The 19,006-nt window shown below is 35.6% G+C and carries 22 protein-coding genes; 13 read left to right on the top strand and 9 right to left on the bottom strand.

The features are described 5' to 3' along the window. Positions 1 to 91: 91 nt before the first annotated feature. A complete protein-coding gene (locus ABID46_RS11900) occupies positions 92 to 790 on the bottom strand; it encodes a YjjG family noncanonical pyrimidine nucleotidase (protein ID WP_354510383.1) in 699 nt (232 codons plus the stop codon). A gap of 130 nt (positions 791 to 920) precedes the next feature. Between ABID46_RS11900 and ABID46_RS11895 the strand changes: the two genes are divergently transcribed. Continuing rightward, positions 921 to 1,844, top strand: coding sequence for a PfkB family carbohydrate kinase (locus tag ABID46_RS11895; RefSeq protein WP_354510381.1), 924 nt, complete (start codon positions 921 to 923; stop codon positions 1,842 to 1,844). Between the two features lie 50 nt (positions 1,845 to 1,894). On the opposite strand, the gene ABID46_RS11890 is transcribed toward ABID46_RS11895, so the two are convergent. The 3 genes from ABID46_RS11890 to ABID46_RS11880 all read right to left on the bottom strand — a co-directional run bounded on the left by ABID46_RS11890 (position 1,895) and on the right by ABID46_RS11880 (position 4,770). Beyond that, a complete protein-coding gene (locus tag ABID46_RS11890) occupies positions 1,895 to 2,776 on the bottom strand; it encodes a DMT family transporter (RefSeq protein WP_354510379.1) in 882 nt (293 codons plus the stop codon). Positions 2,777 to 2,960: 184 nt separating this feature from the next. After that, complete coding sequence (locus ABID46_RS11885; protein WP_354510377.1) at positions 2,961 to 3,812, bottom strand: lysylphosphatidylglycerol synthase transmembrane domain-containing protein; 852 nt, start codon at positions 3,810 to 3,812, stop codon at positions 2,961 to 2,963. Beyond that, positions 3,784 to 4,770 (bottom strand): glycosyltransferase family 2 protein, encoded by a 987-nt coding sequence (locus ABID46_RS11880; protein ID WP_354510375.1) that lies wholly within the window; start codon positions 4,768 to 4,770, stop codon positions 3,784 to 3,786. Before ABID46_RS11880 ends, ABID46_RS11885 begins: the two co-directional genes overlap by 29 nt. Positions 4,771 to 4,826: 56 nt before the next feature. Between ABID46_RS11880 and ABID46_RS11875 the strand changes: the two genes are divergently transcribed. The 5 genes from ABID46_RS11875 to ABID46_RS11855 all read left to right on the top strand — a co-directional run bounded on the left by ABID46_RS11875 (position 4,827) and on the right by ABID46_RS11855 (position 8,712). Then, positions 4,827 to 6,413, top strand: coding sequence for an ArnT family glycosyltransferase (locus ABID46_RS11875; RefSeq protein WP_354510373.1), 1,587 nt, complete (start codon positions 4,827 to 4,829; stop codon positions 6,411 to 6,413). Further along, a complete protein-coding gene (locus ABID46_RS11870; protein WP_354510370.1) occupies positions 6,410 to 7,207 on the top strand; it encodes an SDR family NAD(P)-dependent oxidoreductase in 798 nt (265 codons plus the stop codon). Before ABID46_RS11875 ends, ABID46_RS11870 begins: the two co-directional genes overlap by 4 nt. 1 nt (position 7,208) lies before the next feature. Next, a complete protein-coding gene (locus ABID46_RS11865) occupies positions 7,209 to 7,655 on the top strand; it encodes a GNAT family N-acetyltransferase (RefSeq protein ID WP_354510368.1) in 447 nt (148 codons plus the stop codon). 111 nt (positions 7,656 to 7,766) lie between these two features. Beyond that, a complete protein-coding gene (locus ABID46_RS11860) occupies positions 7,767 to 8,294 on the top strand; it encodes an inorganic diphosphatase (RefSeq protein WP_354510366.1) in 528 nt (175 codons plus the stop codon). A gap of 16 nt (positions 8,295 to 8,310) precedes the next feature. Further along, entirely contained in the window at positions 8,311 to 8,712 is a 402-nt protein-coding gene (locus tag ABID46_RS11855; RefSeq protein WP_354510365.1) for a hypothetical protein, read from the top strand. 57 nt (positions 8,713 to 8,769) lie between these two features. Here ABID46_RS11855 and ABID46_RS11850 read toward each other — a convergent pair whose 3' ends face one another. Further along, the gene (locus ABID46_RS11850; RefSeq protein ID WP_354510364.1) at positions 8,770 to 9,153 is read right to left on the bottom strand and encodes a DUF423 domain-containing protein; all 384 of its coding nucleotides are present in this window, start codon (positions 9,151 to 9,153) and stop codon (positions 8,770 to 8,772) included. Between the two features lie 118 nt (positions 9,154 to 9,271). Here ABID46_RS11850 and ABID46_RS11845 point away from each other — a divergent pair, with 118 nt between their 5' ends. The 3 genes from ABID46_RS11845 to ABID46_RS11835 are packed head-to-tail and all read left to right on the top strand — an operon-like array spanning position 9,272 to position 11,761. Then, on the top strand, positions 9,272 to 9,517 hold the full coding sequence (locus ABID46_RS11845; RefSeq protein ID WP_354510362.1) for a FeoA family protein: 246 nt from the start codon (positions 9,272 to 9,274) through the stop codon (positions 9,515 to 9,517). Then, positions 9,514 to 11,592 (top strand): ferrous iron transport protein B, encoded by a 2,079-nt coding sequence (gene feoB / locus ABID46_RS11840; RefSeq protein ID WP_354510360.1) that lies wholly within the window; start codon positions 9,514 to 9,516, stop codon positions 11,590 to 11,592. Before ABID46_RS11845 ends, feoB begins: the two co-directional genes overlap by 4 nt. Before the next feature lie 7 nt (positions 11,593 to 11,599). Then, positions 11,600 to 11,761, top strand: coding sequence for a FeoB-associated Cys-rich membrane protein (locus ABID46_RS11835; RefSeq protein WP_354510358.1), 162 nt, complete (start codon positions 11,600 to 11,602; stop codon positions 11,759 to 11,761). A gap of 76 nt (positions 11,762 to 11,837) precedes the next feature. Here the strand turns inward: ABID46_RS11835 and ABID46_RS11830 are convergent, their stop codons facing one another. The 3 genes from ABID46_RS11830 to ABID46_RS11820 form a co-directional block, all read right to left on the bottom strand. Further along, positions 11,838 to 12,752, bottom strand: a complete 915-nt coding sequence (locus ABID46_RS11830; protein WP_354510356.1) for a hypothetical protein — start codon at positions 12,750 to 12,752, stop codon at positions 11,838 to 11,840. A 71-nt stretch (positions 12,753 to 12,823) separates the two neighbouring features. After that, positions 12,824 to 13,567: a deoxyribose-phosphate aldolase gene (deoC, locus tag ABID46_RS11825; RefSeq protein WP_354510354.1), complete on the bottom strand. Its 744-nt coding sequence runs from the start codon at positions 13,565 to 13,567 to the stop codon at positions 12,824 to 12,826. A 24-nt stretch (positions 13,568 to 13,591) separates the two neighbouring features. Then, on the bottom strand, positions 13,592 to 14,548 hold the full coding sequence (locus ABID46_RS11820) for an endonuclease/exonuclease/phosphatase family protein (protein WP_354510351.1): 957 nt from the start codon (positions 14,546 to 14,548) through the stop codon (positions 13,592 to 13,594). Between the two features lie 96 nt (positions 14,549 to 14,644). Here ABID46_RS11820 and ABID46_RS11815 point away from each other — a divergent pair, with 96 nt between their 5' ends. The 4 genes from ABID46_RS11815 to ABID46_RS11800 all read left to right on the top strand — a co-directional run bounded on the left by ABID46_RS11815 (position 14,645) and on the right by ABID46_RS11800 (position 17,695). Further along, positions 14,645 to 15,253 (top strand): trimeric intracellular cation channel family protein, encoded by a 609-nt coding sequence (locus ABID46_RS11815; protein ID WP_354510349.1) that lies wholly within the window; start codon positions 14,645 to 14,647, stop codon positions 15,251 to 15,253. 2 nt (positions 15,254 to 15,255) lie between these two features. Further along, positions 15,256 to 16,197 (top strand): formimidoylglutamase, encoded by a 942-nt coding sequence (hutG, locus tag ABID46_RS11810; protein WP_354510347.1) that lies wholly within the window; start codon positions 15,256 to 15,258, stop codon positions 16,195 to 16,197. Between the two features lie 62 nt (positions 16,198 to 16,259). Further along, the gene (locus tag ABID46_RS11805) at positions 16,260 to 16,730 is read left to right on the top strand and encodes a hypothetical protein (protein ID WP_354510345.1); all 471 of its coding nucleotides are present in this window, start codon (positions 16,260 to 16,262) and stop codon (positions 16,728 to 16,730) included. Further along, positions 16,727 to 17,695: a type I phosphomannose isomerase catalytic subunit gene (locus tag ABID46_RS11800; protein ID WP_354510343.1), complete on the top strand. Its 969-nt coding sequence runs from the start codon at positions 16,727 to 16,729 to the stop codon at positions 17,693 to 17,695. The genes ABID46_RS11805 and ABID46_RS11800 overlap by 4 nt, the downstream gene beginning before the upstream one ends. Before the next feature lies 1 nt (position 17,696). On the opposite strand, the gene ABID46_RS11795 is transcribed toward ABID46_RS11800, so the two are convergent. Then, a complete protein-coding gene (locus tag ABID46_RS11795; RefSeq protein ID WP_354510341.1) occupies positions 17,697 to 18,932 on the bottom strand; it encodes a DUF6011 domain-containing protein in 1,236 nt (411 codons plus the stop codon). Positions 18,933 to 19,006 lie beyond the last annotated feature (74 nt).

Below are 19,006 nucleotides of genomic sequence, written 5' to 3'. Positions count from 1 at the left end.
CTTAATACTTAATACTTAATACTTAATACTTAATACTTAATACTTAATACTTAATACTTAATACTTAATACTTAATACTTAATACTTAATACTAAAGATACTCCTTCAATTCCACCAACTTCTCAATCACTGGAACTTCTTCGATCCACATATGATTTTCATTGAGCGGATTGAAGAAAATAGCATGCATACCCATACGCGTTGCGCCAATCATATCGGCGATCCAATCATCACCAATGTAAACCGACTCTTCTGCCTTTGCTTGGGCTTTGTCCAATGAGGTTTGAAAAGCTAGAGGTTCTGGTTTTGGTGCGCCCGCTCCTTCTGCCGTTGTAATGGTTTGGACGTAATCTTTTACAATGCTTCCGTTAATTTTGCTGTGTGTGACTTCCTCGAAACCATTGGAAAGAATGTGAAGGGTATATTTATCTTTTAGGTATTCCAAAACTTCTTCTGCTCCTTCTACGACATAATTGGAAGTGGTCACCTCATCGACGAAACGGCGTTCAAATTCCAATGCATGTTCAAAATTGGGCAATCCCATTTCCGCAAAAGCTTCTGGAAATCTTCTCGCACGTAGCTCATCTTTGGTTACTTTTCCATCTCTATAATCTGCCCATAATTGTTCGTTGCTTTCATAGTAAAACGGATAAAATTCTTTGAAGGTAAATCCATATTTTTCCTCTACTTGAAACTCTTCGTATAATTTCACCAATGTAATATTGGCATTTCGGCGATAATCCCAAAGGGTGTTGTCTAAATCAAAAAAGACGTGTTTGATATTTTCCATAAGTCCGCAAAGCTACCAAAAGTTTTGATGTCCCACTTACATCGTTTCGTTAGGAATTGGTTAAAATTTAACCGAGAAGCTTTGGGGCACAGATAAATCAAAAAAGGTATATTTGCACAAAATTTAACCTATGAGTTTATTAGTAGTTGGTACGGTCGCTTTCGATCAAATTGAAACGCCATTTGGAAAAACAGACAAAATCTTAGGAGGTGCTGCAACCTTTATTGGAATGGCTTCTTCAATGTTGGACGTGAAAACAGGTATCGTATCAGTTATTGGTGGAGACTTTCCACAAGAATATACGGACTTGATGTCATCAAAAGGTCTTGATTTAAGCGGAATCGAAACCAAACCAGAAGGGAAAACCTTTTATTGGTCTGGAAGATACCACAACGACATGAATTCTCGTGATACCTTGGTAACCGAATTAAACGTTTTGGAAAATTTCCAACCTATCGTTCCAGAAGGATGGAAAAGACCAGAAGTATTGATGTTAGGAAACTTGCATCCATTGGTTCAAAAATCGGTTTTAAATCAATTAGAAGAGCGTCCGAAATTGGTTATCCTAGACACGATGAATTTCTGGATGGATTTGACTTGGGACGAATTGATGGATGTTTTAAAAGATGTAGACGTTTTAACCATCAATGACGAAGAAGCGCGTCAAATGAGTAAAGAATATAGTTTGGTAAAAGCTGCGAAAAAGATTTTGCAAATGGGACCTCATACCCTGATCATCAAGAAAGGAGAACATGGAGCTTTATTGTTCCAAGGAAACCATGTATTCTTTGCTCCAGCATTGCCATTGGAAGATGTATTTGACCCAACGGGTGCTGGTGATACATTTGCTGGTGGATTCTCTGGATTCCTAGCAAAGACTCAAAACTATTCATTCGAAAACATGAAACGTGCAATTATCTACGGTAGTGCATTAGCATCGTTTACTGTAGAGAAATTTGGTACCGATCGTTTGGCTGAATTAACAGAAGAAGATCTACTTGATCGTTTGGATGTTTTCAAAAGCTTGACCAATTTTGATATTGAATTGGATTAATTCAATCCTATCTATAAAAAGACAATCCCACTTTTTCAAGTGGGATTTTTTTATGCTTTAGCTTTTGGTTTCATTTGAATCAGATACACTCCTGCAAGAATTAAAATTCCTCCAATTGCATGTATCCATGTCAATTTTTCACCATCCAAAATTCCCCAACCCACTGCCACAATAGGCATCAAATAGGTTACCACAGAGGCAAAAATAGCATTGGTTTGTTGAATTAATTTGTAGTACAAAATCATAGCACCTGCTGTCCCTACCAAACCTAAAATCGCCACATACCCCAAACCTTCTATTTGCTCAGGCGTAGCTTTAAATTCGGTTAGAAATCCCGTAAATCCTAAAATCAACAAAGAAGGTCCTAGCCAAATCGTAAAAACGACCGAACTCAATTTAAAAGATTGTATGCCATTTAAAAATCTCCCAACAATCAATCCACTGGTACCATATAAAGCAGTTGCCAAAACAATCAACATCGAATGAAACACGTCACTTTTTTGACCAGAACCATCGTCCATCATCAAAATGGCAGCTCCTACAAATCCTACAATAGCTCCCAAAATCTGCGACCATCTACTTTTGATTCCAAAAAAGATATAACCCAATATCAAAATGAAAATCGGAACCAAAGAATCCAAGATTCCCGCCATGGAACTGCTCACTTCTTGTTGAGCGATAGGAAATAAAAACATGGGAATGAAATTCCCACAACATCCGCCAATAATTACCCAAGGCAATAATTTTTTGGGTATGAATTTGAAATTTCGAATCCCAAAAAACACCAAAACAAGCCCTGCAATCGTCAAACGCAAAGCTCCAACCTGCATAGGTTCATAAACTTTGATACTTTGTTTAATTAGGATAAAAGAACTACCCCAAGTGAGGGATAAGATGACTAGTAAAAACCATTTATTGGACAGAAATTTCATGCTGCAAAAGTGAGAAAGATTTTGCTTACTGCACAAAAAAAAGTTGCCTCATTTAGCAGAGAAGCAACTTTTCAATAAAGGGTAGCAAAAAGCGAAAAACTAATCAAAACAATTATCCAATGTTTTGGATTTCACTTATAAGATGCAGAAAATTGAAAAGGTTGCGTGAAAATGAAAAATTATTTTATTTTTTTTTCATTTCGATGGGTTTGATCAAGAAAATAATTCCCAAAAATGAAACAAATGCAGTAATCATCGAGAATGCAAGCGCAATAATAGCCGAGCTGTCGGCTTGAAAATCAAAAAATTCTGCGCCATAAAAAAAGACAAATTCTCGTATTCCCAATCCCGCAAATGAAATAACTGACAAAACACTTGAAATTAAGAACATGAAAAAGTAGACGAAAGCATTTCCATCAATTTGAAAAGATTTCAAAATGAAAAAGATGGTCAATATTTGTAAAAGTTGAATCGTAATCGAATAAAGAAAACCAATGTAAACCCTTCTTTTGGAAATAGGCAACCACCGAATTAAGATTTGAAGAATCACCAAAGTACCCAAAAAAGCCAAAATAGCAGCACCTAAATTCCATCCATAGGAAAGTTGAGTCGGTAGAAAAAGAAATAAAATGCCCAAACAAAATCCAATCGCGATGATTCCCAGAAATCGTTCAACAAATACAATTCGTCCAACGCGCTTCAGAGATTTATTTTGGGCTTTGCTCAATGCAAAGGCTTTGTATGCATCACCACCCACTCCACCGGGCAAAAAGAAATTGTAAAACATACCCAATAAATACAACTGGGAATTGGTTTTAAAATTAATTCGAACACCGACTTTTCGGATGAATAAATTGAAACGAAAGACCGAAATGATTTGAGAAATCAGAAAGAGAATTAGGGCGAAGGCAAAATAGAATGGATTGGCTTTTTTCACAATCCAACCTATCTGTTGCCAATCGAGTTGACGAAAGACCAAAAAGATTAATCCTAAACTGACGGAAATTTTAATTGCCGTGATGAATTGTTTTTTCAATTTCGGTTTCACCGATGAATAGTTTTCTGATTTTGTACGGTCGTTTATGCTGCGATTCAAAATAGGTTCGCATCTGTAAATCTATGATAATTCCTGTGGTAAAGAACTGAATTCCCACAAAAAACAATAGAATTCCCAAAATAAGCAATGGTCGATTGCCAATATCTTGCCCCAAAGTAAACTTCACAACCATCAAATACAACAAAATCAATCCACCAATGCTAAAAGACAACATCCCGATATTTCCAAAAAGATGAATCGGTTTTTGCAAATATTTGCGTTGGAACAACAACAAAATCAAATCATTGATCACTTTGGTTGTTCTTCCCAAACCGTATTTAGATTTTCCAAATTGACGTTGGTGATGCTTTACTTTCACTTCCGTTACTTTCGCACCATTTAAAAACGCCAAAAGCGTGATGTATCGGTGCATTTCACCATAAAGATTCAAATCTTTGGCTGTTTCACGATTGAAAACTTTCAACGCACATCCGTGGTCTTGAATATCCAATTTCGTTGTTTTTCTGATGATCCAATTCGCAATTTTTGAAGGAAAGGTTCTCACCAAATTATCTTGGCGTTTTTGGCGAATACCCGTTACAACATCCCAATCTTCTGTCACCGCTTTGTTGTACATCATCAAAATATCATCGGGATCATTTTGCAAATCTCCATCCATCGTGATGATATAATCTCCCTTGGCATAATCAATTCCAGCTGCTAAAGCCAAACTTTGACCATAGTTTTTGTTTAATTCAACTAAAACAACATTTGGATTTTTCAGCTTTTTGATCTCATTTCTTGTTTGATCGGTCGAGCCATCGTCTACCAAAATAATTTCAAAGGTATTTCCTTGTAAAGCACCTTCAATACGACTAACCAAAAGAGGTACATTTTCTTCTTCGTTGTAAACAGGAACAACTACTGATAAGATTTGTGAGACGGGTTTTTGAATCATTTTTATTGCTTAATTTAGCCCAAGCCAAATTCAAAAGCGAAGATAAGATAAAATCTATGAGCACGTATTTTCCAAACGAAAAAATCTATTATTTCATCGTCTTACTACTGGCTTGCGTCTTATGTTTTGTCAATCTTGGCGGTCATCCTATTTATATTTTGGACGAAGCAAAAAATGCCGAAGCCGCGCGCGAAATGCTGTTGAATCAGGACTGGATTACGCCTACTTTCAATGGTGAATTGCGAACCGACAAACCTCCTTTGCATTATTGGTTCATGAAAGTTTCTTACGAAATTTTTGGCGTGAACGCCTTTAGTGCCCGATTTTTCTCTGCCGTTTTTGGGGTTTTGACCATCCTTACGACGTTTCATTATACCCGTAAGTTTATGGGATTGAAAATGGGCTTGATGGCAGCTTTTGTCTTTCTATCAGCCATTTTCTTTGTTCAGGAATTTCATCTTGCGGTTCCAGATCCTTATTTGATCTTTTTTGTGAGTTTCGGATTGTTTCAATTTTTCGATTTTTATCGATACCGTAAAAAACTTGCTTGGTTTCTATTTTATAGCTCATTGGGATTGGGAATTTTAGCCAAAGGACCTGTGGCAATTGCTTTACCCGGAATTAGTATATTCATCTTTTTATTGATGAACAAAGATTTCAATTGGAAATCAATTCTGGCCATTAATCCCTTTTTAGGTTTAATCCTTTCCTTTGCTATTGCCGCACCATGGTATTATTTGGTGCATCAAGCGACCAATGGTGCTTACACAGAAGGTTTCTTTTTTGAACATAATTTCCAACGATTTAGTGGTGAAATGGAAGGTCACGGCGGACTACCATTTGTCACTTGGGCTTTTGTTTTGCTTGGACTTCTTCCCTTTTCGTTTTTCATTATTCAGGGATTGGTTCAAGGTTGGAAAAAAAGAAAAACCGACGAATATCTCCTATTCTCTTGGGTAATCGCGGCCGTTTTCATCGTGTTTTTTAGCATTTCTCAAACGAAACTTCCCAATTATCCGATGCCAAGTTATCCGTTTATCGTGGTTTTGATCGGATTTTATTTGGCTCAACTTTTAGAAGGAAATCTTCCATTAAAAGGGTATAAAATCAGTCTTTGGGTATGGTTAGTCATCAGTATTTTGATGCCAATTGGCGGATTCATCGCTTTTACATTGGCTGAAAAACAATTGGAACCTGTCAGATTCGTCAGTCTTTCATTAATTGTTTTACCGATTGGAAGCATTTTGGCCATGATTTTTTTGAAACGAAACCAATTGAAACAAAGTCTTGCTTCCATAGGAATCAGTTCGATGATCATGACTATTCTGCTTTTTTCTTGGGTTTATCCCAATCTTTTAACCCAAAGTCCATTGGTGATGGCAAAAGGAATTCTGGACTCAAATTCAAAAACAATTGTTTACAAAGGATACGATCCCGCATTTTTGTTTAATTTCGAACGAAATTTACCCATCGCGGATACCAAAGAAGAGGTGTTGAAATTTCTGGCTGAAAATCCTACTGGAAATGTCATCACCAAAGAAAAATTTATTGAACAAGATTGGCAGGACTTCCCCATGGAAATTCAATTGAAACAAAAAGCCATTTTTGAAAATTATACCATCGTCATTTTTAAACCAAAATGAATAAAAAAGTAATCGTCATCACAGGAGCATCTTCGGGAATCGGAGAAACACTAGCCAATCATTTTGTCCAAAAAGGGCATCAAGTCTATGGTTTATCGAGATCCAAACAAGATCATACAAGCTATGAACATATTCCAACCGACGTAACCAACAAAGAAAATGTGTACCAATCCATCCAAAAAATCATCAACGAAGCAGGTCGAATTGATGTTTTGATCAACAATGCTGGTGTTGGGATGCTGGGCGCAATTGAAGATGTTGCCAAAGAAGATTTAGATAAATTGATCAACGTTAATATTTACGGTGTCATTTATACCATGCAAGCTGTTTTGCCTTTGATGCGAGGACAAAAATTTGGTCATATACTAAATGTTTCCTCTATTGCAAGCAATCATGGTTTGCCTTTTAGAGGATATTATTCAGCTTCCAAATCGGCTATTGATCGAATCACAGAATCGGTTCGATTGGAAAATCATAAATTGGGAATTGAAATATGCACTTTAAATTTCGGGGACATTAAAACGTCCATTGCTGAAAGTCGTATTCAAAGCACGGTTTCTTCTTTTTACAAATCGAAATACGAAAAATTGGTTCAAAACATCAATATGGAAGTCGACCATGGAACCGATCCCAAAGATTTGATTCCTATTATTGAGAAATTCATTCACAAGAAAAATTTGAAACCTCATTACAACATTGGGAAACCTATGCAAACTTTCTCTGTTACTTTGAAAAGAGTGATTGGACAAAGAATGTTTGAGAAATTATTGGCGAAATATTCAAAATTGGATTAGGATGAATCTCGTTTGGCATTTCAAGAAATTTGACGAACTGACTTCTCAGGAATTGTATAAAATTTTGCAATTACGCGTAGAAGTTTTTGTGGTGGAGCAAAGTTGTTTGTACAATGAATGCGATGGAAAGGATTTCAAATGCGATCATTTGTGGTGCGAACAAGACGGAAAAATCTTGGCTTATTGCCGAATCGTTCCTCCAGGAGTTTCCTATTCAGAACCTTCCATTGGTCGTGTAGTCAGTCATCCCAAATCTCGTCATATGAAATTGGGTTATGAATTGATGCGTCATTCCATCCAAATTATTCAGAATCATTTCCCAAATCAAAGCATACGCATAAGTGCGCAGTCTTATTTGAAAAAGTTTTACGAAAAGTTTGGATTTCAGCAAGTCTCAGAAGAATATTTAGAAGACAATCTACCTCATATGGAGATGCTAAAACCGTAAGATTCAATTCATTTTTCGATTATCTTTACATAGAATTTTAGAAAATACATGAATAAACTCCTTTACCTATTTAGTCTTTTACTTGTCACGATATCTTGTCAAGAAAACAACATGAAGTCACTACCTACGCTATCTGAGGATGGTTTTTACTATACGGTAGTTGAAATTCCAGCAGGAACAAACAAAAAATATGAATTCAATTCCGAATCCATGACCTTTGAAATTGACCAACGAAATGGACAAGATCGCATCATTTCTTTTTTACCTTATGTTGGGAATTATGGATTTATTCCCTCAACACTTTCAGACTCAACAAAAGGTGGTGATGGAGACCCTTTGGACATGATATTGTTGGGTGAATCGATAGCTCAAGGAACTTTGATCGAAACGATTCCAATAGCCACAGTAAAATTGTTGGACAACAAAGAAGAAGATTTCAAAATCATTTCGGTACCCGCCGATGAGAACTTAAATGTTTTAGGCGTAAAAACCTATGAAGAACTTCAGTCAAATCATCCTGGAGTTATTCAAATCATCGAAATTTGGCTTAAGAATTATGATTCTGACGAATTGGAAATTTCAGGTTGGTTAAATCAACAACAAACCCTTGACTATATTTCTGAAAATAAATTGAACTAAAATAAATTCCCTACATATGAAATCATTTCTATCATTTATTCTGATTGGATTTTATTGTGCATTACAAGCTCAATTAACCATAACCACCAATCTTCGTGAAGATGGCGTCTTCAACACCTCTACCCTAAAATGGGATATTGATAAAACGACTGAAGGTCTTACAGTATTCAATTTCAACAAAGATTTGACCAGTTTTCGTCATATTACTGGAAGCATTTCCTCCAATTATACCATAGATGATTGGACCTATGACGACAATGAAGTCTTATATGAAATGATTATCACCAGTGATGCTGGGAACGAATATGATTTTATGATTGATGGCACAAATGGTTTGGTCATCTTTTTCTATTATGATGAATATGGTGATTATAGAATGGTGAGACATCTTATTCAAGATTCGTATTTTGATAAATAGGAAACTAGTAGATATAAAAAATCCCTCTTTTGGAGGGATTTTTAGTATAAGTATATCTTAATTTCTTTTCAAAAAATAAAAGGCCAATAAAAACCAACCTACAATCATGAGCAATCCTCCTAAGGGTGTGATGGGACCTAACCATTTCAAATTAACACCCCAATGGTCAGCAAATGATAATAAGTAAATACTTGTAGAAAAAATAAATGTTCCTAAAATAATACTCCATGCCGCAGATTTTTCAAGGCTTGTTTGAAACTCCAAAAACAAACCAATGGCAATTAACAACAAGGCATGATACATCTGATATTTTACTCCAGTTTCAAAACTAATCAATTTTTCTGCCGGTAAGATTTTCTTGAATGCATGCGCTCCAAATGCTCCCAAAATCACAGCTAAACCACCGTATAAACTGCCTATTACCAAAACCAATTGTTTCATATTCTAAATTTTTTCTAAAGATACTCAAGATTTCAGAAATCCATAAACTGAATAAAATCACTCTATTTAGAATGAATTTAATTATCAGTATCTTTGCCGCTAATGGAATTAGGAAAAGATGGAAAAACAGACAATTTTCAGCTTAAAAATAGGTGAATCTGGGAGAATTTCAGGATTTGTATCGGAAGAAATTCCAACTAAATTATACGAATTAGGTATAATTCCTGGAAGTTTTATTACCGTAAAACATAGACTTCCTCTGGGTGGTCCTGTATGCATTCATCTCATGGATTCAAGTAATCTCATCGCATTAAGGGGCAGTGAAGCCAAATCTATCATCATTGAAAAGTTTTTAGGGGAATGAAAAAAATTGCATTAATTGGAAATCCCAATGTTGGGAAATCTTCATTATTCAATATTTTAACGGGTCTACGACAAAAAGTGGGAAATTACCCAGGGATGACCGTTGAAAAAAAATCAGGGATCATTGTTCACAAAGGAAAAAAATATGAAATCATTGACCTGCCAGGAACTTATGGGATTTATCCAAACTCGATTGATGAACAAGTCGTTTCCAATGTCTTAAATGACAAAAACCATTTGCAACATCCCGATTTGGCCGCTGTCGTTTCTGACGCTACCAATCTTAAAAGAGGAATCTTGCTTTACCAACAAATACGAGAAATGGGTATTCCAGCCATTTTCGTCGTAAATATGATTGATGAAGCAGAAGAACAAGGCATCAGCATAAACGTGCAGGAATTGGAAAAAGAACTCAACACAAAAGTTCTTCTTACCAATGCGCGAAATGAAGAAGGTATCGAACAATTAAAAGATGCTTTCTCTTTTCAACCTAATGAATTTGAAGCCAAATTTTTTATTCCAAAAGAATATTCAGCAGCCGTAAATCTTGCCAAAGCCGATTTGAACTATGAGAACTCTTATAAAGCTTGGCAAAGTTTAAGTCAAATCAATCCGAAATATTTAAACGAAAGAGAAACAGGAATTTTAGAAAATATCCGCAAAGAATTTCAAATCATTCCAAAACGACTTCAGGTCAAAGAGATTTTGAATCGCTACGAACAAATTGATGAAATTCTTTCAAAAGTTATCTTCAAAAAAGAAGCGACCAAAAAATCATGGACCGAAAAATTAGATGCTATTTTGATTCATCCAGTTTTGGGGTATCTCATCTTTTTCGGCGTTTTGATTTTGATATTCCAAGCAATTTTTGCGTGGTCTGGTCCATTTATGGATTTGATTGACAATGCCTTTTCTTGGTTGGCAGGTTCCGTAAGTTCTACTTTACCCGAAGGTCCAATCAATGGCCTATTAACAGATGGAATCATTTCAGGAATTGGAGGAATTGTGATCTTTGTTCCCCAAATTGTGATACTCTTCTTATTTATTTCCATCATGGAAGAATCGGGCTATATGAGCCGTGTAGTATACTTGATGGACCGTTGGCTAAAGCCATTTGGACTTAGTGGAAAAAGTGCCGTTCCTTTGATGTCAGGTGCAGCATGTGCTATTCCAGCTGTAATGTCTGCTCGAAACATCGAAAACAACAAGGAACGATTGATCACCATTTTGGTCACTCCTTTTATGACCTGTGCGGCACGTTTACCTATTTACGTTGTGATCATTGGCTTAATCATTCCAGAAACTAGTTTCTGGGGATTTAATCTACAAGGAATTGCCCTTTTTGCCATGTATCTTTTGGGAATTTTAGGCGCATTGGGAAGTGCTTGGATTTTGAAAAAAATCATCAAAACCAATTTCAAAAGTTATTTGATTTTGGAAATGCCAACTTATAAGATGCCTGTTTGGCGAAATGTATTGCAAACCGTTTGGGAAAAAGCAACCGGATTTTTAATCGGTGCAGGAAAAATTATCTTGGCCATGAGCATCATCCTTTGGGTTCTTGGAACCTTTGGAATGGGCGAAAAATTCAACAATGCGGAAGAAATTATTGCAAAGGAAAAACCTAACTTGACTGAAGAAGAATTTGCCAATGAAGTGACAGCTTATAAATTGGAATATTCCTTCTTAGGACATATTGGACAAGTAATCGAACCTGTCATCAAACCACTTGGTTACGATTGGAAAATGGGAATTGGTTTGATTTCCTCTTTTGCAGCTCGTGAAGTTTTTGTTGGAACCATGGCAACTGTTTACAGCATGGGCGACACAGAAGATGAACTATCCATCCGTGAACGTATGCGTAAAGAAATCAACGCCAATACCGGACAGCCTGCATATACCGTAGCTTCGGGTGTTTCCTTGTTACTTTTCTATGCTTTTGCTATGCAATGTATGGCGACAATTGCCATTGTACGAAAAGAAACGGGTTCATGGAAATGGACGCTGATTCAATTGGTTTTCATGACTGGAATTGCCTATATCGCAGCATTTATCGCTTATCAATTTTTAAAATAATAAGATTATGTTTTGGATCATTGCTCAATATCTATTCATCGGAATCGTTTTCATCATCGCGATGTGGTACATTTTTAATATGTTCAAGGATTCCTTTGGAAAGAAAAAAGGATCTAGCTGCGCCAAAGGTTGTGGGTGTGATGACACATCATCTCCTGAGAAGAAATAAGTAGAAAAATACACTGCATAAAAAAAGGATGTCTTTAACGAGACATCCTTTTTTCTTATTGTTTATACGGAATTGATTAAGGTACCAAGACTGGTACGTCAATCTCTCCATTGGTAATTTCAATTTCTTCTGTAGCAGCACCATTGACAAATTTAGTAATCGTTCCAGAGAAGTTTCCTTTCACTCTTCCACCAACATCTGCTGTAATTTGCGTAATATTCAAGGTTACAGGTAAATATTCGTCAGTTGTTGCATTGTAATTTGTATAGATATCATTTGGATTAGAAGAAGTTCCCAATTGAACTTGAATTACAAACTCATCTTCTTCATTATAGCTTCCAACTGCAATTCCACCTGGAACTGTAATCGATAAATTTTGAACTTGATCTACATTGAATCCAGAGATAACCGCCGCAGTTGCAACACCCGTTGCTTTTGCTCCTACGCTAAAATCAAATGGAGTATCGTTAAAGTTTGCCTTAAGAATACGATCCATAGATTCTGTAGGTTCAAATTGAATCATATAAAATTGTCCATCGGTCAAAATTTTGGTAGCACCCGAAACTGGATTGAAAATAGTTCCCTCAAACGTACCTGAAACGATTCCAACTGAATTATTGACTTGCGTAATGTTGATATTCAAAGGTAAAATTTCACCTGCTGCATCCAAATTGGTGTAAATACCATCTGCTCCAAAATTGATCGTTACTCGAGCGCCATCTATGTGACCGAATACTCCAGTTGATAAATTTTCTGGAATGGTAAGTGTAATATTTTTGCCACTCATGCTATTTCCATTGATGAAACTCTCATCTGCAGAACCAGCGTTGGTCACATAACTGAAATCTTCCAAAACTCCGTCTACGTTGACGCTGTAAGTTCCAGGTTCAATCACAGTCAAATACTCATCGCCAGGAGTAATTAGTTCACTATCGGAACAACTCCAAAGAATTCCAAACAAAAGGAATGAGAACAAAAAATATTTATTCATTTTTTAAATTTTGATAAAATTAGAGAAATAACTTTAAAAACAATAAACGAATTTACGTTAAATCTATTGCGTTAGTAAGTTCCGTTTGCATTTCCACCCGAAATAATTTGAAAAGCGGAAGAGGTACCAATTCTCTTTACGCCCAATTCAATCATTTTTTCGGCTTCTTCTTTGGTTCTAACTCCACCAGAAGCTTTCACCGAAAGTGCTCCTGCATTTTCCAACATTAATTTGATAACATGCTCATTGGCTCCATTTGGTTCGCCATTGGGTGTTTCAAAGAATCCTGTGGATGATTTGACAAAAATTTGACTCAAATCAAATTCCGCTAGTTTGGATTCTGCAATTTCACGAATCATTTTTGTGATCGCAACAATTTCCTCGTCGGTCAACGCTGCCGTTTCAATAATCCATTTCACGACTTTTCCTGCTTTCAATCCCAATCTTGAACAAAATTCGATTTCATCTCGAACTTTTTCCAAATTGCCATTTTTGAATGCCACATAATCTACCACAAAGTCCAAATCATCTGCACCATCTGCAATTGCACGTTGCGCTTCCGAAATTTTCTCATCGATTGTGTTTCGTCCTTCTGGAAATGAAATCACAGTTCCCAATTTAACCTTGGACTGATTTTCATCAAGCAACATGCGTAAGGATCGCACATAATCTGGACGAACCATTACGGCATAAATATCGTTTTCCATTGCTTCTTTCGCCAACTGATGAACTGTATTAAGTGTCTCAGAATCAGAAAGACCGCTCTGTTTTGGTGTTTTTAAATACGTTGAATCTAAGTAATCGCCTAACCCCATACTCTCAATTTTTGATTGGCAAAATTAATAATTTATAATCGCATATACAGGAAAATGATCACTATACCCTCCTAAATATTTCGTTCCTGCATACGTACGAAAGGGTGAACCTTTGAATCTTCTGTCCCATTCTTGCACAGAACGATCATTGTAAATATGAGCCGATTCAAATCGCACAGGGAATTCTTCTTCCATAAAAAATCCCTTCGAAACTATGATTTGATCAAACAAAATCCATCGACCTTCGTGTTTCAAGGAACCTATATTTCGTCCAAAATTCATCATCGGATTGTACAAATCACTAAAGTTTTCAGGAATTGAATTGATAGTATGCAAAATATTGGTCGCATCCATATCTTTTGGATTCCCATTCATATCTCCTAGCAAAATAATTTTGGAATGAGGATCTTCAAACAAAATTTCGTCAATTTTTTCACGAATTTCTTGCATGACGGTGTTGCGAAAATTTCGATTTACATCCAAATCTCTTCGAGAGGGCAAATGCGCAACCAAAACATGGATGGTTTGATGCCCTAATTTGAATTGAACATACAAAACATCTCGTGTATAATCTTCTGAAATTCCATCTTGGCGATAATACAAAGTTCGCAAAGGTTCTGAATGAATAGGATGCACGTATTCTCTTCGATACAAAATCGCAGTATCTACTCCCCTTTCGTCCAAAGAATCGAAATGGATAAAATCATAGTTGTAAGGCAACAAATGTTGAGATTGAACCAAATCTCGCAAAACATTGTCATTTTCGATTTCAGCTAAGCCAATAAAAATAGGAGGCTCACCAGTTTCAGTTTTTCCTATTTCACTAATCACACTACTAATTTTCCCAACTTTAATTTGGTAGCGTTGAGGCGTCCATTTTCGACTCCCAACAGGAGTGAACTCATTTTCAAGCTTTTCAGGATCATCTACTGTATCAAAAAAATTTTCCGTGTTATAAAATGCAATCGCTCCCTTCTTCATCCTTCTATAATAGGTTTTAAATATATAAAAATCCCATAATAAAATGTCGAATGAATTTCTTTAATTACTTTTACACAGTCAAAAATTGGGCTTTCTATGGCGATTCAATATATTTTTGAAATACTTGGAACGATTGTGTTTGCTATTTCTGGATCTTTGGCTGCTGGCGAAAAATCTACAGGTCAAGATTGGTTTGGCGTAACGTTTATCGCATTTATAACTTCCATTGGAGGTGGTAGTTTGCGTGATATGCTTTTGGGAAGTTATCCTTTGGTCTGGATCAATGATGTGAATTTCATTTATGCCATATTTTTTGGAATCCTTTTGATGCGACTTTTTTACACGTATTTGGATAAATACCGAAAACAATTGATGTTGTTTGACACCATGGGAATTGCACTTTTTACCATTTTGGGAACCGAAAAAACTTTGGAATTAGGTTTTCATCCGGTTATTGCAGCCATTATGGGAATGTTTACCGCAGTGATGGGTGGAGTTTTTAGAGATATGTTAACCAATTCCATTCCAGTTATTTTTCGAAAAGAAATTTATGCAACCGCTTGTTTAGCTGGAGCGATTTTATTTTTAATTTTATACCAATTCGATGTGCATAGAACCCTAAATTTCATCCTTTCGGGTTCGTTAATTATGGCCATTCGAGTTTTGGCTGTATATTATCATTGGTCGATTCCTAAATTTCGTTAACTATGATTGAATTACCAAAAGAATCCATTTGGACAGGTCGTTTTGATGATGAAGACGGCGAATTGGGCAAAAGATGGCATCAAGTAGTGGAATTGAAAAATTTCAATTCGCTTGAAATCGATTCTGACCCCAGCATTGCTTTATTGGGATTTTGCTCCGACGAAGGAGTGAAAAGAAACAAAGGAAGAGTTGGAGCGAAAAATGCACCCGATCTTATACGTAAAGCCCTTGCTAATTTACCGTATCACCAAAATACAACAACCAAAATTCAAGACTTTGGAAATGTAAAGTTGGAAGATGGAAATTTAGAAGAATCTAGAGAAGTTCAAGTTGAATTGGTTTCAGAACTAGTTCGTCACCATAAACTTCCTATCATTTTAGGAGGCGGACATGAAACAGCTTTGGGAAATTATTTAGGATTGGCCAAACAATACTTCAATATCGGAGTCATCAACATCGATGCGCATTTTGACATACGAATCCCAGTAGAAGGCAGTACTTCGGGAACTCCGTTTTTTGAAATGGCTCAATTCTGCCAAGAAAACGATCGTCCGTTCAATTACTTTTGCATCGGGATTCAACCTTTAGGGAACACCTCAGCTTTGTTTGAACGCGCCAAAGAATTAGGAATCACAACCATTCTTGCAGACGAAGTACAACGAAATTTAGAGCAATCCTTGAAACAACTTCAAGACTATATCGAAAAATTTGATTGCATCTATTTGAGTTTGGATCTAGACGTTTTGGATGGTGCTTTTGCTCCTGGCGTGAGTGCTCCTTGCGCAAATGGCTTAACTCCTATCCAAGTAAAAACGATTATTCAAACAATCATTCAATCCAAAAAGGTCAAAGTTTTTGATGTGGTGGAATTGAATCCAGAATATGACCAAGACAATAGAACCGCGAAATTGGCGGCACATTTAATAGGAGAATTTTTAGCATGAACAGATTCAAATTTCTAACAACTGTGGTTTTCCTATTTTTTGTCCAATTTAGTTTTGGACAAATGAAGATACAATTGGACTCTATCCATTGGAATTATCAAGTTCCTGAAGAATTCGAAATCAAACTAGAAAATTATATCGTAGATTTTTTAGGAGGTAAAAATCCTTTGTTGGAAGTTTACAAACCCGAAGAATCACATGTCAATTTCCTAAAGGTTAATTACCAAGAAAGTCATAATTTAAAAAGCTTAACCTTAGATATTTACGCCTTCACATTGGTAGAAGCCTATAAAAAAGGATACAATACCGAAGCCTTTTCGGCCGAAGTTCAATTGGAACGAAAAACCATTCAAAATCAAGATTATTATCTAATCCGTTCGCAGATTCTGCATAAAGAATCCAATTATCAATACGTTTCTGACGTATATTTGGCAGAAATTTTGGAAAAGGAATTTATGGTTACCATCACCTATGACAATGATGAAGACAAACAAAAATTAGAAGATTCCTTTTTCAATTCTTATTTTTCATGATGAAATTGTATCCATTAAAATTCAAACCCATTCCCCAATATCGAATTTGGGGCGGAAACGAACTCAATGAAGTTCTTTCTGAGGATTTGCGTATGGATAAATTAGGTGAAATTTGGAGCATTTCTTGTCTAGATGGATTTGTTAGCGAAGTGGAAAATGGTCCTTTAAAAGGCCAAAACTTAAAAGATCTAATTCTCAAGTACAAAGGAGAATTAATGGGTAATAAAGTTTGGGCGAAATTCCAATCCGAATTTCCCCTTTTAATCAAATTCATTGATGCTGCTGAACCCTTATCGGTACAAGTTCACCCCAATGATGAGTTGGCAAAAAAACGCCATAATTCCTTTGGAAAAACCGAAATGTGGTACATTATAGAAGCCAAAGAGGATGCTGAATTGATCATCGGATTTCAAGATGAAATGACACCAGAATCCTATCAAAATCATCTCGAAAACGAAACTTTGGAAAAGGTCATGAACAAAGTTTCTGTCGAAAAAGGTGACGTCCTCTACTTACCTTCTGGACGTGTTCATGCCATTGGTGCGGGTGTTATTTTAGCCGAAATACAACAAGCATCTGACATCACCTATCGTATTTACGATTACAACCGTATTGACAAAGACGGAAAAAAACGTGAATTGCATACTGAACTGGCTTTGGACGCAATTGATTTCCATCCCATCGAAAAAATAAAAACAGACTATACTTTATCCAATAATCAGCTGGAAAACCTCTTGGAAACACCTTATTTTGAATCTAAAATATATTCAGGCGACCAAGAAATAGCAGTTTCCAGCAATGAAGAAATGAAAATCTTGATTTGCACAGAAGGTCAACTTAAACTTCAAACCGAATTTGGCGGAATTGAATTAAAAAAATTCGAATCAGCCCTAATTCCTGCTTCTGTCAAAGAATTTAAAATCATTTCTTCTCATGCAACAGTATTAGAAGTCAAAGTACCGTGATTTAATTATTTCTAAAATGGTCACAAACTGGTCCTATCCCTCTTTGTAGAGAAGCAGGATTCGTAAGTGCACGACCACAAACTCCACATTCGCCCGTTTCTAAGCCGTAATTTAAAATTAGTTTTTCTAATTCATTTTCATCTTTATTTATTTCTTTAAACAAAAGAAGTGTTGGAATTATATTTTTAGCATCTTCAGAAGGTAGAACTTTTCCCGTTCTATCAATCATCATTATAACTTTCTTAGTTTCTTTGTCCTTAACTTCCAAAACACTATTATCTATTTTCCCTTTTTTGGTAAAGAATGAAACAATAAGTTTTGCCTTTCCTTTGCCTAGTGATAATCTTAATGTGGGAAAATCATTTAAATTTCTTCTTTTTTCAAACTCGCTAAAAATTCTATCAGCATTCATGGCTCCAAAGGGCAAAGGTGGCAACGTCATTATAAATTTAACCACTTCCATACCTTGTTCTATGATGAGGTTATTAATTGCTTGATGCGCCTCAAAAATTTCCTTCTGACTTATGCTATTTGGATCTGTGAAAAATTTCTTGCTTAGTTTTCTTAAATAACTTTCTTCTACCCCACCACATATTGAGAAAACTTGAAAATCAGTTAACTTTGATTTTATTTCCTCATTATTATTTTTAAAACTTCTTTCCATCTGGTTTTCGATAAAATCTGGCTTATTAATTTTTTCGATTATATTATTGGCTTCATTATTAAATATGTTTTTTTGAGAAAAGTGTTTTATGGATATAACCTCTTTATCTTGTGGTAATAATCTTGCACTTAATTCAACAAGGCTTGCAAGAGTAATTGTATTACTTGGAGGAAACAGTTTTCTTGCGTCTGCATCTATTTTACTCTTTGCCTCTTTATAGTTTATGGGATTCAACTCGGAAAGAGTATCGTATTGTAATTCTTTATACGCTTTACGCATTAGATTGACAACTTTTTCCAGAGAATTACTTTTAGGGTTATTTGGGTCTATCTTCACTGAGAAACCATTAACTTCAACAGTATAAGATGTTTTTATATAAGAGACTCCGGTTTTAAGTTTATTAAATGTAAATAATCCAGCATTATGAATTTCTCTGACAATTTGATCTCCTGAATTATTTGTAAAATAAAATTTACAACTTTTTTTCGCTTCCCTCTTCACAAGTATTTTTTGCATTTCCATTAAACTCTCAAGATTTGACAGCGGATTTTCATTGTGTATTTTATCTTTCATGGTTTTCAAAGTTTGTAGTCCAAAACGAGTTTTATAATTTTAACTGTAAAATCTAAAAATATATAATTAAAGAA

Source organism: Moheibacter stercoris, assembly GCF_040545805.1.
Taxonomy (GTDB): Bacteria; Bacteroidota; Bacteroidia; order Flavobacteriales; family Weeksellaceae; genus Moheibacter; species Moheibacter stercoris.
This window is presented reverse-complemented; position numbering and strand designations above follow the sequence as displayed.

Coding starts and splice junctions, on each gene's coding strand:
- ABID46_RS11900 (WP_354510383.1), bottom strand. CDS start 790: ATGGAAAATATCAAACACGTCTTTTTTGATTTAGACAACACCCTTTGG.
- ABID46_RS11895 (WP_354510381.1), top strand. CDS start 921: ATGAGTTTATTAGTAGTTGGTACGGTCGCTTTCGATCAAATTGAAACG.
- ABID46_RS11890 (WP_354510379.1), bottom strand. CDS start 2,776: ATGAAATTTCTGTCCAATAAATGGTTTTTACTAGTCATCTTATCCCTC.
- ABID46_RS11880 (WP_354510375.1), bottom strand. CDS start 4,770: ATGATTCAAAAACCCGTCTCACAAATCTTATCAGTAGTTGTTCCTGTT.
- ABID46_RS11875 (WP_354510373.1), top strand. CDS start 4,827: ATGAGCACGTATTTTCCAAACGAAAAAATCTATTATTTCATCGTCTTA.
- ABID46_RS11870 (WP_354510370.1), top strand. CDS start 6,410: ATGAATAAAAAAGTAATCGTCATCACAGGAGCATCTTCGGGAATCGGA.
- ABID46_RS11865 (WP_354510368.1), top strand. CDS start 7,209: ATGAATCTCGTTTGGCATTTCAAGAAATTTGACGAACTGACTTCTCAG.
- ABID46_RS11860 (WP_354510366.1), top strand. CDS start 7,767: ATGAAGTCACTACCTACGCTATCTGAGGATGGTTTTTACTATACGGTA.
- ABID46_RS11855 (WP_354510365.1), top strand. CDS start 8,311: ATGAAATCATTTCTATCATTTATTCTGATTGGATTTTATTGTGCATTA.
- ABID46_RS11850 (WP_354510364.1), bottom strand. CDS start 9,153: ATGAAACAATTGGTTTTGGTAATAGGCAGTTTATACGGTGGTTTAGCT.
- ABID46_RS11845 (WP_354510362.1), top strand. CDS start 9,272: ATGGAAAAACAGACAATTTTCAGCTTAAAAATAGGTGAATCTGGGAGA.
- feoB (WP_354510360.1), top strand. CDS start 9,514: ATGAAAAAAATTGCATTAATTGGAAATCCCAATGTTGGGAAATCTTCA.
- ABID46_RS11835 (WP_354510358.1), top strand. CDS start 11,600: ATGTTTTGGATCATTGCTCAATATCTATTCATCGGAATCGTTTTCATC.
- ABID46_RS11830 (WP_354510356.1), bottom strand. CDS start 12,752: ATGAATAAATATTTTTTGTTCTCATTCCTTTTGTTTGGAATTCTTTGG.
- deoC (WP_354510354.1), bottom strand. CDS start 13,567: ATGGGGTTAGGCGATTACTTAGATTCAACGTATTTAAAAACACCAAAA.
- ABID46_RS11820 (WP_354510351.1), bottom strand. CDS start 14,548: ATGAAGAAGGGAGCGATTGCATTTTATAACACGGAAAATTTTTTTGAT.
- ABID46_RS11815 (WP_354510349.1), top strand. CDS start 14,645: ATGGCGATTCAATATATTTTTGAAATACTTGGAACGATTGTGTTTGCT.
- hutG (WP_354510347.1), top strand. CDS start 15,256: ATGATTGAATTACCAAAAGAATCCATTTGGACAGGTCGTTTTGATGAT.
- ABID46_RS11805 (WP_354510345.1), top strand. CDS start 16,260: ATGAAGATACAATTGGACTCTATCCATTGGAATTATCAAGTTCCTGAA.
- ABID46_RS11800 (WP_354510343.1), top strand. CDS start 16,727: ATGATGAAATTGTATCCATTAAAATTCAAACCCATTCCCCAATATCGA.
- ABID46_RS11795 (WP_354510341.1), bottom strand. CDS start 18,932: ATGAAAGATAAAATACACAATGAAAATCCGCTGTCAAATCTTGAGAGT.